At 65.9% G+C, this 12,576-nt stretch carries 13 protein-coding genes; 5 read left to right on the forward strand and 8 right to left on the reverse strand.

What is annotated here, in order from left to right; genetic code table 11:
• Positions 1-470 precede the first annotated feature (470 nt).
• On the reverse strand, positions 471-1,838 hold the full coding sequence (purB, locus tag D7Y61_RS20455; protein WP_180868949.1) for an adenylosuccinate lyase: 1,368 nt from the start codon (positions 1,836-1,838) through the stop codon (positions 471-473).
• Positions 1,839-2,135: 297 nt separating this feature from the next.
• On the opposite strand from purB, the gene D7Y61_RS20460 reads away from it, so the two are divergent.
• Positions 2,136-3,575 carry a class II fumarate hydratase gene (locus D7Y61_RS20460; RefSeq protein WP_180868951.1) on the forward strand — a complete coding sequence of 480 codons (1,440 nt, stop codon included), beginning with the start codon at positions 2,136-2,138 and terminating at the stop codon, positions 3,573-3,575.
• Between the two features lie 75 nt (positions 3,576-3,650).
• Here the strand turns inward: D7Y61_RS20460 and D7Y61_RS20465 are convergent, their stop codons facing one another.
• From D7Y61_RS20465 to D7Y61_RS20495, 7 genes are all read right to left on the reverse strand, one after another.
• On the reverse strand, positions 3,651-4,076 hold the full coding sequence (locus D7Y61_RS20465; RefSeq protein WP_180868953.1) for a hypothetical protein: 426 nt from the start codon (positions 4,074-4,076) through the stop codon (positions 3,651-3,653).
• Positions 4,077-4,176: 100 nt separating this feature from the next.
• The gene (locus D7Y61_RS20470) at positions 4,177-4,779 is read right to left on the reverse strand and encodes a hypothetical protein (RefSeq protein ID WP_180868955.1); all 603 of its coding nucleotides are present in this window, start codon (positions 4,777-4,779) and stop codon (positions 4,177-4,179) included.
• A 95-nt stretch (positions 4,780-4,874) separates the two neighbouring features.
• Entirely contained in the window at positions 4,875-5,480 is a 606-nt protein-coding gene (locus D7Y61_RS20475; protein WP_180868957.1) for a hypothetical protein, read from the reverse strand.
• 30 nt (positions 5,481-5,510) lie between these two features.
• Positions 5,511-6,398 (reverse strand): DUF4097 family beta strand repeat-containing protein, encoded by an 888-nt coding sequence (locus D7Y61_RS20480; RefSeq protein WP_180868959.1) that lies wholly within the window; start codon positions 6,396-6,398, stop codon positions 5,511-5,513.
• Positions 6,399-6,423: 25 nt separating this feature from the next.
• Entirely contained in the window at positions 6,424-7,452 is a 1,029-nt protein-coding gene (locus D7Y61_RS20485) for an ABC-2 transporter permease (protein ID WP_180868961.1), read from the reverse strand.
• On the reverse strand, positions 7,449-8,324 hold the full coding sequence (locus D7Y61_RS20490; RefSeq protein ID WP_180868963.1) for an ABC transporter ATP-binding protein: 876 nt from the start codon (positions 8,322-8,324) through the stop codon (positions 7,449-7,451). Before D7Y61_RS20490 ends, D7Y61_RS20485 begins: the two co-directional genes overlap by 4 nt.
• The gene (locus D7Y61_RS20495) at positions 8,324-8,683 is read right to left on the reverse strand and encodes a GntR family transcriptional regulator (protein ID WP_006453095.1); all 360 of its coding nucleotides are present in this window, start codon (positions 8,681-8,683) and stop codon (positions 8,324-8,326) included. The genes D7Y61_RS20490 and D7Y61_RS20495 overlap by 1 nt, the downstream gene beginning before the upstream one ends.
• Before the next feature lie 613 nt (positions 8,684-9,296).
• Between D7Y61_RS20495 and D7Y61_RS20500 the strand changes: the two genes are divergently transcribed.
• From D7Y61_RS20500 to D7Y61_RS20515, 4 genes are all read left to right on the forward strand, one after another.
• On the forward strand, positions 9,297-9,884 hold the full coding sequence (locus D7Y61_RS20500; RefSeq protein WP_180868965.1) for a glutathione peroxidase: 588 nt from the start codon (positions 9,297-9,299) through the stop codon (positions 9,882-9,884).
• 96 nt (positions 9,885-9,980) lie between these two features.
• On the forward strand, positions 9,981-10,958 hold the full coding sequence (locus tag D7Y61_RS20505; protein ID WP_180868967.1) for an FKBP-type peptidyl-prolyl cis-trans isomerase N-terminal domain-containing protein: 978 nt from the start codon (positions 9,981-9,983) through the stop codon (positions 10,956-10,958).
• 23 nt (positions 10,959-10,981) lie between these two features.
• Complete coding sequence (locus tag D7Y61_RS20510) at positions 10,982-12,331, forward strand: UDP-glucose dehydrogenase family protein (RefSeq protein ID WP_180868969.1); 1,350 nt, start codon at positions 10,982-10,984, stop codon at positions 12,329-12,331.
• A complete protein-coding gene (locus tag D7Y61_RS20515) occupies positions 12,324-12,566 on the forward strand; it encodes a SlyX family protein (protein WP_005410256.1) in 243 nt (80 codons plus the stop codon). Before D7Y61_RS20510 ends, D7Y61_RS20515 begins: the two co-directional genes overlap by 8 nt.
• Positions 12,567-12,576 lie beyond the last annotated feature (10 nt).

Consider the following 12,576-nt stretch of genomic DNA (forward strand, 5'->3'; position numbering starts at 1 on the left):
CCCACCCCACCCGGCCCCTGACAGTTTCCTGCGGGGCCCACCACGGAATGGAAGAAGAAAAGCAAGGCAAAAGCGGGTCGCGCGCTGCGCTTGCTCGTGTAGAGCCGAGCCCATGCTCGGCTTGCCGTTGCCTATGCGAAAGGCAGTCGAGCACGGCTCGACTCTACAAAAGAGCTCAAAACTAAAGAGGGACGCGGCGAAGCCGCGTCCCTCTTTCAAATTCCGTCCCGACACCCCAACGCTCTTCGATCCGTCACCGGGAATCTGTCAGGGGTGGGGCGGGTTGGGTTMGCGGGGGTGTCAGCCGCATGGATGCGGCTGCCAAGCCTCCACGGACGGATTCACGGCATCCCCCGCGAATCCAACCCGCCCCGCCAATCCCAACAAAAACCCAGAGCCGCCTTTGACGTTGCCGTTGCTGTTGCCTGCCGCAGGCAGCGCTCGCGGCCGCCGCCGCAAAAGGAAACCCCTTAGATCTTCTTCGCCAGCGCCTCGGCCAGGCCGGTGTAGCTGCCCGGGGTCATCTCCAGCAGGCGCTGCTTCGCCTCCGCCGGCAGCTCCAGCCCCTGCACGAACGCACGCATCGACTCAGCGGTGATGCCCTGGCCGCGGGTCAGCGCCTTCAGCTGCTCGTACGGGTTCGGCAGGCCATGACGGCGCATCACCGTCTGCACGGCTTCGGCCAGCACTTCCCAGGCCGCATCCAGATCGGCGTCCAGGCGCTGCGGGTTCACCTCCAGCTTGCCCAGGCCCTTGGCCAGCGAATCCAGCGCCACCTGACTGTGGCCGAACGCAGTACCCAGCGCGCGCAGCACGGTGGAATCGGTCAGGTCACGCTGCCAGCGGCTGATCGGCAGCTTCGCGCTGAAGTGCTCGAACAGCGCATTGGCAATGCCGAAGTTGCCCTCGGCATTCTCGAAATCGATCGGGTTGACCTTGTGCGGCATGGTCGACGAACCGACTTCGCCTTCCTTCAGGCGCTGCTTGAAATAGCCCAGCGAGATGTAGCCCCAGATGTCGCGGGCCAGATCGATCAGGATGATGTTGGCGCGGCGCGCGGCATCGCCGATCTCGGCGACGTTGTCGTGCGGCTCGATCTGGGTGGTGTACGGGTTGAACACCAGGCCCAGGCCGGTCACGAAGCGCTCGGCGAAGGCCGGCCAGTCCACGTCCGGGTAGCTGGCCACATGCGCGTTGTAGTTGCCCACCGCGCCATTGATCTTGCCGGTCAGCTCGACTGCAGCGATCTGCCTGCGCTGGCGTTCCAGGCGGGCCACCACGTTGGCCAGTTCCTTGCCCAGCGTGGTGGGCGACGCGGTCTGGCCATGGGTGCGCGACAGCATCGGCTGGCCGGCCTGGGCGTGGGCCAGGGTGCGCAGCGTGGTGGCGATGCCGTCCAGGGTCGGCAGCAGCACCTCGCGGCGGGCCTGTTCCAGCATCAGGCCGTAGCTGAGGTTGTTGATGTCTTCGCTGGTGCAGGCGAAATGCACGAATTCCAGCGCCGGGGCCAGCTCGGCGTCGTCCTTAAGCTGTTCCTTGATGAAGTACTCCACCGCCTTGACGTCGTGGTTGGTGGTGCGCTCGATTTCCTTCACGCGTGCGGCCTGTGCAGGGCTGAAACCGGCGGCCAGCCCGCGCAGGCGGGCGATGGCGCCGTCGGAGAACGGGGCCAGCTCGACGATGCCCGGTTCGGCGGCCAGGGCCAGCAGCCATTCCACCTCGACCACGATGCGGGCCTTGATCAGGCCGTATTCGGAGAAGATCGGGCGCAGGGCGTCGACCTTGCCGGCGTAGCGGCCATCGAGCGGGGACAGGGCGAGCAGGGCGGAATCAGACATGTCGGCAGGGCGGGGACGAGCGGCGGGGGCCATATTCTACGACGTGCCGGTGAGGTAGTGCCGGCCGTTGGCCGGCAACCCCTGCAATCGCCGGCGTGGCGCCGTTGCCGGCCMGCGGCCGGCACTACCTACCCGTGCGCGCACACAACGGCCCTGCGGATGAAACGATCTGGCCCGCGCTCGTCATCCCACACTGCAGGCAACGGAGTATCGTTGTCACCGCCGCCAGCCCGGGAAGCGACACCCTGCCAGCCGCCGCTTCCCTTTCCCCAACTGAAGTAGTGCGGAGTTGATGCAATGAGCAAAGCTGCAAGCAAGGGTGGAACCAGCGGGTTCCGGATCGAACACGACAGCATGGGCGAGCTGCAGGTGCCTGCCGATGCCCTGTGGGGCGCGCAGACCCAGCGCGCCGTGCAGAATTTCCCGGTCTCGGGCCAGCGCATGCCGCGCGGTTTCATCCGTGCGCTGGGCCTGGTCAAGGGCGCGGCCGCCGGCGTGAATGCCGAGCTGGGCCACCTGCCCAAGACCGTGGCCAAGGCCATCCAGACCGCCGCCGCTGAAGTGGCAGCCGGTGACTGGGATGCGCATTTCCCGATCGATGTCTACCAGACCGGCTCGGGCACGTCGTCCAACATGAATGCCAACGAGGTCATCGCCACCCTGGCCAACCGTGCCGGCAAGGCGGGCAAGACCGTGGTGCACCCCAACGACCACGTCAACCAGGGACAGAGCTCCAACGACGTGGTCCCAACTGCGCTGCGCGTGTCGGCGGTGCTGGCCACGCACGAACAGTTGCTGCCCGCGCTGGTGCACCTGCGCAAGACCCTGGACAAGAAGGGCCGCAGCCTTCGCAAGGTGGTCAAGACCGGTCGCACCCACCTGATGGATGCGATGCCACTGACCTTCGAGCAGGAGTTCGGCGCGTGGTCGGCACAGCTGGCCTCGGCGCAGGAGCGCATCGAGGACAGCCTCAAGCGCGTGCGCCGCCTGCCGCTGGGCGGCACCGCGATCGGTACCGGCATCAATGCCGATCCACGCTTTGGAGCACAGGTCGCCAAGGCGCTCAAGCAGCAGACCGGTTTCAAGTTCGACAGTGCGGAGAACAAGTTCGAAGGGCTGGCCGCGCAGGACGATGCGGTGGAACTGTCCGGCCAGCTCAATGCACTGGCCGTGGCACTGATCAAGATCGCGAATGATCTGCGCTGGATGAACGCCGGTCCGCTGGCAGGGCTGGGTGAGATCGAGCTGCCGGCGCTGCAGCCGGGCAGCTCGATCATGCCGGGCAAGGTCAATCCGGTCATTCCGGAAGCCACCGTGATGGCCTGTGCGCAGGTGATTGGCCACCACACGGCGATTACCGTGGCCGGGCAGACCGGCAACTTCCAGCTCAACGTCACCCTGCCGCTGATCGCGGTAAACCTGCTCGATGGCATCGGCCTGCTGGCCAATGTGTCCACATTGCTGGCCGACAGTGCCATCGCCGGCCTGAAGGTGCGCGAGGACCGCGTGGCCGAGGCGCTGGCGCGCAACCCGATCCTGGTCACCGCGCTGAACCCGATCATCGGCTATGAGAAGGCCGCGGCCATCGCCAAGCGCGCCTACAAGGAACAGCGCCCGGTGCTGGATGTGGCGCTGGAAGACAGCGGCCTGGACGAGGCCGAGCTGCGCCGGCTGCTGGATCCGACCGCACTGACCGCCGGTGGCATCCAGGCCGGTGGTGGCGGCGCCGGCGGTTGATCTGCTGGTTGTAGAGTCGAGCCATGCTCGACTCTACAGAATGCAGGAACGCCGCCCTTGGGCGGCGTTTCTGCTTCAGCGACGGTCGGCGACGATGTTGCCGAAGGTGTCGGTGTAATCCTTGAACTCGGGGATGCGCTGGATCAGGTCGGCCGGGATAACCTCCATGCCTTCCGGCGGCTGGATCTTCACCGGCTGCATGTTAGGGTCTGCCGGCGCGGCCACCAGCGTGTTCTGGCGCAGCACCTGCAGCTTGCCGAACATCGTCTGCAGCATCTGCTTCTGCCCGTCATCCAGCGGAATCTGGATCTCGTCCACCTTCATCGTGCCGTCAGCCAGGATGATGATGTTTGGCGCCGGTTGGCGGCGCACGGTCACCATGTTCTCACTGACGGAAATCTTCGGCTTGCCCCTTTCGGCGCGGTGGTTGCGGTAATCCTTGTCACAGCCGGCCAGACCCAGGCAGAGCAGGGCGGCCAGTAGCAGGATGAATTTCTTCATGGCGTTCGGTTCGGGGGCATCCAGGGCCTCCATTGTAAGCGGGTCAGTGCAGGACGGCCGGCTCCGGGAGCCCGCTGCTGGCAGGGTGCGCTGAAATGTCTCAGTCGTCGAACGGGATCGAGAGTGAGCTGTCGCCCTTGCCGCAGGTGTCAACGTCATTCTGCGTCATCGTCGCGTAGGCCTTGAAGGCCGGGATGTCGCGCGCCAGTGCCTGCTGGCTGGCCAGCAGCGCCGGCATGCGGCCACAGATGCGTTTGAGCTCGTTTTCGAGGCGGTCGTACTCATCGCCTACCTGTTTCCTGACGTCGCCACCGCCGCCGAAGAGGCCCTTCAATGTGGCGTCGGCGGCATTGACGTACGTTTGATCCGCATCCAGGCGGTCGGAGGCACTGGCGATCAGCAGGCCGCGATGATCCAGCAGCTGGCGGCGCTGAGCCGCATCGGTGGGGACCTGCCTGCCGTCGATCAACAGCTGGCCGTCGGGGGTGATCGCCGCGCGCGGTTGTCCCTTGGCGTGGAGCGCGGTGTTGTCCCGGACGAGGCTCCTGCGGGCTTCATCGGTGGCGTCCCTGGCCTTCTGGCCAAGGCCGCCGGAGATCTCGGCCGCGCGCGATCCGAGTGCCTTGCCGGTGCTGTCGGCGCTGCCGTCGCAGGCCAGCAAGGGCAGGCACAGCAGGGCGGCCAGCAGCAGCGGCTTGATCATGGCTTCGTGTCGTCGGCGTCCGGGGCCGTCATTGCAGGCCCGCCGGCCGGCAGCGCGATGGCACTGCCGGCCGGATGCGCAGAGCCGCCACAGGCCTAGCGCAGGACCACGGTGTCCTTGCCGCAGTCGTCCACGTCGCTCTGGTCCATCGTGGCGTAGGGTCTGAACGCAGGCAGTTCACGCGCCAGGGCCTGCTGGCTGGCCAGCATTGCCGGCAGGCGGTCGCAGATGCGCTTGGCCTGGGCTTCGATCTTTTCGGCTTCGGCATTGATGCGCTTTTCGACACCTTCGCTGTCACCGCTGAAAATGCCCTTCAGCGCTTCGCCGGCGGCGCTGGCGCCCAGCTTGGCGCCAGCCAGGCCGACGTCCATGCCATCCATCGCGATGGCGACCACATAGCCGCGGTACGTCTGCAGATGGCGGCGCTGGGTGTCATTGGCCGGAATCTCCTTGCCGGCGATCAGCAGGTGGCCATCCGGCGTGATCTCCGCCCGCGGCTGCGCGTCGGCGGAAATCTTGATGTTGCCCTGGGCAATTTCCTTGCGGGCATCATCCATGGCGTCCTTGACGGTCTTGCCGACGCCACTGGTGGTGTCGGCGACGCTCCTGCCCACAGTCTTGCCGGTCGAGGAGGAGGTACCGCCGCAGGCAACCAGCGGCAGGCAGAGCAGGGTGGCAGGCAACAGGCGCAACAGGTTCATGATGTTCCCCTGGACGTGTATGGGAGGGAGTTACTTGCCGCGCGGCAAGGTGACCTTGCCGCTGACATTGCGATGGCCGACGTCGCCGCTGCCGCTGCGGTCCACGCTCAGGCTGCCGCGTACGCCGTCGACCTGGATGTCGCCCGAACCATGGCTGCGTACATGCACGTTGCCGCCGATATCGGTCAGGTCGACGCCACCGGAGCCGACCACGCCCACTTCGACGCTGCCCTGCACGCGCTTGAACTCGATGTCACCCGAGCCGACCGTATCCAGCCGTGCATTGCCACGTACGTCGGTGATCTTCAGGTCGCCCGAACCGACGGTGCCGGTAAGGGCATCGCCGCTGATGTTGCGGGCGCTGACGTCGCCGGAGCCCAGCGACAGCAGGTTCAGCGAGCTGCCGCCGTCGATGTTGAGGTCGCCCGAGCCCACTGCGGCGTGGATGCTGCCGCGTGTGCCGCGGACGACGGCGTCACCGGAGCCGACGTCCACGCTGAGCGACTGCGCGTTCTCCACGCTGGCGTCGCCAGAGCCGACCTTGAGCTGTAGCGGCAGGTTGTCCGGCACGCTGCCGTGGATGTCCAGCCAGGCGTAGCTGTTGCCGAGGCTGATGCCGTGGTTGCGTCCTTCGCGGCGCAGGCTCACCACGAGTTTGTCACCCTCGCGGTGCTGGTCCAGCACCAGCTGGTCCAGCCATTCCTGGCTGGAGGCACAGGCGCGGCCATCCAGCTGGCCACCGCCCTTGCTGGCGACCACCTTCAGGTCGTGCTGGTTGACCTCGATCACGACCGCCCTGGCACCGGCCGCATCAAGTTTCAACGTGCGCGCAGCAGTGAACTTGCAGTTCGGGGCATCGGCAGCAAGTGCCGACAGCGGCAACAGCAACAACGCGGAACAGGCGAGCAGGGAACGCATGGGTGGTGCCTCCGGGTGGATGGAATCAGATCTCGCCAGCGCGCTTGCGCAGGCGGATGGCGAGCAGGATGAACACCGCACCGACCGCCGCGCCGATCCACAGTTCCGGCATCGCCAGCGACTTCAGCTGCGAGGCGGGGGACATCAGGCTGACGACCGAGTCCAGATCGCGGCGGGAAGCTTCGTCGGCACCGAGGCGATACAGCAGATCCATGCCGGGTACGCCACCCAGCAGCAGGCGGCCGACGATGTTCTGCCAGAACCAGCCGGTGGTCAGGCCGAACAGCGGCATCATCTTGGTGGAGCTGACAATGATGCCGGCAAACAGCGGCAGCATCACCGCCCACAGGAACGGCTTGGTACGGGCCCAGGCCGAGCACAGCAGCAGCCAGCCGGCGGTGGGCAGCGCCCACAGCGCGTAGACCGGAATCCAGGCGAGGTGGCCGGCGGCCAGGGTCAGGGGGCTGGCCGGGCCCCAGATCAGGGTCATCGGGCTGCCGCCGTGCATCAGCGCGACGAGGCTGATGATCAACATGAAGCCGAACATGGTGATGATTCCGGCGACGACCGCGATCAACGGTGCCACGATCAGTGCGCTGATCACCTTGGACAGCACGGTCTGCGTGTCCGACAGCGGCAACGACTTCCAGAACAGGATGCTGCGGTCCCGGCGATCGTCGTACAGGGCGCCCAGGCAGTAGAAGAACATCACGAAGGCCAGCACCAGGAACGGCCAACCCGAACTGAGCACCAGGGTCAGGTCCAGGCCGTTGCCAAGGTCAGCCAGGTCCTTGGCGCTGATGTCACGGGTCAGCAGAGCCAGGTTCAGGCCATTGATGTTCACGCTCTCGCCATCGATGTGCAGGCCGCCGTCGCGCGCTGCACGGTTCAGTGCGAAGAGGCCGAACGCAATGCCGGCGATGCTCATCACCAGCGAGATCAGACCCGCAATCAACGGGGCATACAGGAAACCGCCGCGGTTCTCCCAGTACTCGCGCTTGAGCAGCCAGCGCAGGGTGCCGATCGGGCTGACGGGGTGGTTGACGGCATTCATGCGTAGGTCCCCTTCATGATGGCGACGAACAGGTCGGCCAGGCCCGGGATGCGGGTCTCGCCGAGGGAGGAAAGCTGGGCGCGCGGCACGCCATCGAACAGCATCACGGTCTTGCCGAACGCCAGGCTGCGCTCGTCGATTGGCTTCAGGGCGCGCGCAGTCTCCAGCTGGTCGGCGTTGACCAGCAGTTCGGTGTAGCGCTGGCCGACATCATCCATCTCCGCGTCAAGCACGATGCGGCCGTCACGGATGAACATCACATCACTGAGGATGTGCTCGATCTCTTCCACCTGGTGGGTGGTGACGATGATGGTTTTCTGCTCGTCGAAGTAGTCCTCCAGCAGGCGCTGGTAGAACTCCTTGCGGTACAGGATGTCCAGGCCCAGGGTCGGCTCGTCCAGCACCAGGATGCGGGCATCGATGGCCATCACCAGTGCCAGGTGCAGCTGCACGATCATGCCCTTGGACAGCTCGCGCACGCGCTGCTTCGGCTGCAGCTTGGTGTTGGCCAGGAAGCGCTCGCAGCGGGCGCGATCGAAGCGTGGATGGACGCCAGCGACGAAGTCGATCGCTTCGCGGACCTTCAGCCAGCGCGGCAGCACGGCGACGTCGGCGATGAAGCAGATGTCATTCATCAGTTCGTCGCGGTGCAGTCGCGGGTCTCGGCCGAGTACGCTCAGTTCACCCTCCACCGAGGTCAGGCCAAGAATGGCCTTCAGCGCGGTGGTCTTGCCGGCGCCATTGGGCCCGATCAGGCCGACGATGCGCCCGCTTGGAATGCTGAAACTGGCATTGTCGAGGGCGACCGTGGTCTTGTAGGCCTTGCGCAGGCCGCGGGCGGTGATGACCGATTCACTTGCAGTGCTATTCATCAGACTTTCCCCTGGGGCAGCAATTCGTCGAGGCTCAGGCCCAGGCGCTGGATGCGCTCGAGGACGGCCGGCCACTCTTCGTTGAGGAAACGATCGCGCTCGCTGCTGCGCAGCTGCGTCGCCGCCTGCTCGGTCATGAACATGCCCAGGCCGCGGCGCTTCTCGACCAGGCCTTCATCGGCCAGTTCCTGGTAGGCGCGCGAAACGGTGATGGGGTTGAGCTGGTAGTCGGCGGCCACCTGGCGCACCGAAGGCAGGGCGTCGCCTGGCTTGAGGATTCCGTCGAGCATCATGGCGATCACGCGCTCCTTCAACTGACGGTAGATGGGAGCGCCGTCGCTCCACTGGATGTCGCTCATATTCAGCTCCGTGGGGTCAGCGGCTGGGCGAACGAGAAGTACGGCATGGACAGCGCGCTGTGCAGCCGACGCGGGGGAGGGGGGGAAGAGGGGGCGGCGTTCCCTGCCGAGGAGAGGGGGGTGTCCTGCGCCCTGTCAGCAGAGGCGGAAGCGGGGGCGCTGGGCGTTGCCCACCAGGCCAGCACGAGCAGGGTCGAGACAGCGACGGCCGCGGGTGCGGTGAGGTTGCGACGGATCCGGGCGTTCATGGCTTCCCCCTGTCTCGGGTGACTGGTGTTGTATGCAACTATAACACCGGCACGCCTAGGTGCAACCCTTTGTCGTGCCCAACTGATGGCAGGGGTGGTCAGATTGCTGAAATATTCTTTTACGCGATTGATTTAAAAGGGAAATAAGGCTTCCGCAGGACTCGTTCCAGGGCCGCGCTACGTTCAGTGTTGTCCATGCTATGTCATCACTGCGCCGTCGATGGCGCCCGGGCAGCGCATTCGCCACGCCGCGCAAAGCCGGGGGGGCTGTGCCATCAGGGGGGCCGGAGCCCGGTGCTATAGTTCGGCCGATTCCCGGCCCGCGCTGGCCGGGCCTTGTGAATGGCTACCGCGGACCGCCTCTGATGCCCCTGCCGACCGTTTCCCTGTGCCGCCTGCGCGGCCTGTCCCTGCTGGCCCTGATGGTGGCCGGTGCCGCCTGTTCCGCCAGTGCGCTGGCGGCCGACCTGCTCGATCTGGAATACCGGCCGTTGGCCAGCAAGCAGCAGGTGAATCTGCAGCAGCGCTATCACGGGCAGGTGCTGCTGGTGGTCAACACCGCCAGCAAGTGTGGCTACACGCCGCAGTACGAAGGGCTGGAGGCGCTGCAGAAGCGCTATGCCGGCCGCGGTTTTGCGGTGCTGGGCTTCCCTTCCAATGACTTCAAGGGCCAGGAACCGGGTGACGAGAAGCAGATCCAGGACTTCTGCACCCTGACCTACGGCGTCAAGTTCCCGATGTTCGAGAAGGTGCATGTGGTCGGTACGCAGGCCACGCCGCTGTACCAGCGCTTGACCGCAGCGACCGGCGTTGCGCCAGCCTGGAACTTCCACAAATACCTCGTGGGCCGCGATGGCAAGGTCATCGCCCAGTTCGCCAGCAAGGTGACGCCGGACGATCCGCAGCTGACCGCGGCCATCGACAAGGCGCTGGCGGCAGCCGCCACGCATTGATATCCGGCACGCATGCCTCGACATCGACGGCATGCGTGCGACAATGCTTCTTTTCGCGCCGACGTCGGCGCCCAGACACTTCCAGGAATGCAGCGAATGAAGATGGGAATGCGCGGCGCCGCGGCGTCGGTTCTGATTCTGGCGATGGGCACTTCGGGTGTCGCTCTGTCGCAACAACCGGCTGCCCCCGCAGCCGCCAAGGAGACCGCAACCTTGAATTCCCCCAAGCAGAAGCTCGGCTACGCCATCGGCCTGGACGTGGCCAAGTCGTTCACCCCGATCGCCGATGAGATCGACGTGGCAGCGCTGCGCACCGCCGTGGAGCGTTCGTTCGAAGGCCTGCAGCCGCAGATCACCCAGGAACAGGCCAAGGCCACCGATGCGGCCCTGCGCCAGGTCGTGATGGCCCGCAGTGGCCAGCAGGTGCCGGGCGTGGCGCCGGGTTCGCAGCCGCCGAAGGTCGACCGCGTCAAGGTGTCGCAGATGATCGGTTCCTACTCGGTGGGTCCGTCGCTGGCGCAGCTGAAGGACGATATCGACGTCGCTTCGCTGTTTGACGCGATCAGCACCGGCCTGACCAAGGGTCAGCCGAAGATGACGGAAGCTGACGCGACCGCCACCATCCAGGCCTTCATGGGTAGCAAGCAGGCTGAAATGCAGGCCAAGGCCGCCGCCGCCGCGCAGACCAACCGCGAGGAAGGCAATGCGTTCATGGCCAAGAACAAGACCCAGCCGGGCGTGGTGACCACCGCGTCGGGCCTGCAGTACCAGATCATCCGCCCGGGCAGCGGCGAGCGTCCCCTGCCGAGCAGCAAGGTGCGTGTGAACTACGAAGGCAAGCTGCTCAACGGCACTGTGTTCGACAGCTCCTACGGTCGTCAGCCGGCAGAGTTCGGTCTGGATCAGGTGATCAAGGGCTGGACCGAAGGCGTCGCGCTGATGCCGGTCGGTTCGAAGTACCGCTTCTGGATTCCGGGCAATCTGGCCTATGGCGAGAACGGCACCCCGGGTGGCCCGATCGGCCCGAACGCGACTCTGACCTTCGACGTCGAGCTGCTGGGCGTCCTGCCGTAAGCGACCACGGAGCCTGCACGGACATGCGCGTTGCGATTTTTGGTACCGGCTACGTTGGGCTGGTGACCGGGACCTGCCTGGCCGACGTCGGCCATCAGGTGGTCTGCGTCGATATCGACCAGGCCAAGGTCGATGGCCTCAACCAGGGCATCATCCCGATCTATGAGCCGGGCCTGGAGCCGATGGTGAAGGCCAACCATGCCGCCTCGCGGCTGGCGTTCACCACCGATGCCGCGGCCGCGATCGGTCACGGCCAGGTCGTGTTCATCGCCGTCGGTACGCCGCCGGACGAGGATGGCAGCGCCGATCTGCAGTACGTGCTGGCTGTGGCCCGCACCATCGGCCGGCACATGAGCGTGCCGACCGTAGTGGTGAACAAGTCGACGGTCCCGGTCGGCACCGCCGACAAGGTACGCGCGGCCATTGCCGAAGAGCTGGCCGCGCGCGGTACGGACATCGCCTTCGACGTGGTGTCCAACCCGGAATTCCTGAAGGAAGGCGACGCCGTCGCCGACTGCATGCGCCCGGATCGCATCATCATCGGTGCGACCAGCGCCGAGTCGGTGGCGGTGATGCGGCGCCTGTATGCACCGTTCAACCGCAACCACGACCGCGTGGTGGAAATGGACGTGCGCTCGGCCGAGCTGACCAAGTACGCCGCCAACGCGATGCTGGCGACCAAGATTTCGTTCATGAACGAAATCGCCAACATCGCCGAACGCGTGGGCGCCGACGTCGAGCAGGTCCGCCAGGGCATCGGTTCGGATCCACGCATTGGTTGGCATTTCATCTACCCGGGTGCCGGTTACGGTGGCTCGTGCTTCCCCAAGGATGTGCAGGCGCTGGCCCGCACGGCGCAGCAGTACGGTCTTGAACCGAAGCTGCTGAACGCCGTGGAAGCGGTCAACGATGCGCAGAAGGGCCACCTGTTTGCGCTCATCCAGCGTCATTACGACAAGGGCGAGGACGAAGGCGTGCGCGGCAAGACCTTTGCCGTGTGGGGCCTGGCATTCAAGCCGAACACCGACGACATGCGTGAAGCGTCCAGCCGTCGCCTGCTGGCGCAGCTGTGGGAAGGTGGCGCCAACGTGCGCGCCTATGACCCGGAAGCGATGCATGAGTCGCAGCGCATCTTCGGCGAGCGCGATGACCTGGTGTTCTGCAACAGCGCCGGCGAAGCGTTGCAGGGTGCTGATGCGCTGGTCGTGGTGACTGAGTGGAAGCAGTTCCGCAGCCCCGATTTCCAGCAACTGCGCGAGCAGCTGAAGGACGCGACGGTGTTCGACGGGCGCAATCTGTACGATCCGGCCGAAGTGGAAGCTGCAGGCCTGGCGTACTACGGCATCGGCCGGGGGCGTTCGTTGCATGTCTGACCTGCTGCCGACCGAACGCGAGCAGGCGCTGGAAGCGCGCCTGGTCGAACTGGAAATGCGCGTGTCCTTTCAGGAACAGGCGCTTGCCGAATTGAGCGATGCGCTGGCCGATGCCCGCATGCAGGGCATGCGCAACGCTGACGTGCTGCGCGTGCTGCTGGAGGACCTGGGCAAGGTCCGCAACGCACTGAATTCTTCCGATCCGGCGAGCGAACCGCCGCCGCCGCACTACTGATCCGAATCCT

It is taken from the genome of Stenotrophomonas maltophilia, from assembly GCF_013464485.1.
Lineage (GTDB): Bacteria > Pseudomonadota > Gammaproteobacteria > Xanthomonadales > Xanthomonadaceae > Stenotrophomonas > Stenotrophomonas maltophilia_AW.

Coding starts and splice junctions, on each gene's coding strand:
- purB (WP_180868949.1), bottom strand. CDS start 1,838: ATGTCTGATTCCGCCCTGCTCGCCCTGTCCCCGCTCGATGGCCGCTAC.
- D7Y61_RS20460 (WP_180868951.1), top strand. CDS start 2,136: ATGAGCAAAGCTGCAAGCAAGGGTGGAACCAGCGGGTTCCGGATCGAA.
- D7Y61_RS20465 (WP_180868953.1), bottom strand. CDS start 4,076: ATGAAGAAATTCATCCTGCTACTGGCCGCCCTGCTCTGCCTGGGTCTG.
- D7Y61_RS20470 (WP_180868955.1), bottom strand. CDS start 4,779: ATGATCAAGCCGCTGCTGCTGGCCGCCCTGCTGTGCCTGCCCTTGCTG.
- D7Y61_RS20475 (WP_180868957.1), bottom strand. CDS start 5,480: ATGAACCTGTTGCGCCTGTTGCCTGCCACCCTGCTCTGCCTGCCGCTG.
- D7Y61_RS20480 (WP_180868959.1), bottom strand. CDS start 6,398: ATGCGTTCCCTGCTCGCCTGTTCCGCGTTGTTGCTGTTGCCGCTGTCG.
- D7Y61_RS20485 (WP_180868961.1), bottom strand. CDS start 7,452: ATGAATGCCGTCAACCACCCCGTCAGCCCGATCGGCACCCTGCGCTGG.
- D7Y61_RS20490 (WP_180868963.1), bottom strand. CDS start 8,324: ATGAATAGCACTGCAAGTGAATCGGTCATCACCGCCCGCGGCCTGCGC.
- D7Y61_RS20495 (WP_006453095.1), bottom strand. CDS start 8,683: ATGAGCGACATCCAGTGGAGCGACGGCGCTCCCATCTACCGTCAGTTG.
- D7Y61_RS20500 (WP_180868965.1), top strand. CDS start 9,297: ATGCCCCTGCCGACCGTTTCCCTGTGCCGCCTGCGCGGCCTGTCCCTG.
- D7Y61_RS20505 (WP_180868967.1), top strand. CDS start 9,981: ATGAAGATGGGAATGCGCGGCGCCGCGGCGTCGGTTCTGATTCTGGCG.
- D7Y61_RS20510 (WP_180868969.1), top strand. CDS start 10,982: ATGCGCGTTGCGATTTTTGGTACCGGCTACGTTGGGCTGGTGACCGGG.
- D7Y61_RS20515 (WP_005410256.1), top strand. CDS start 12,324: ATGTCTGACCTGCTGCCGACCGAACGCGAGCAGGCGCTGGAAGCGCGC.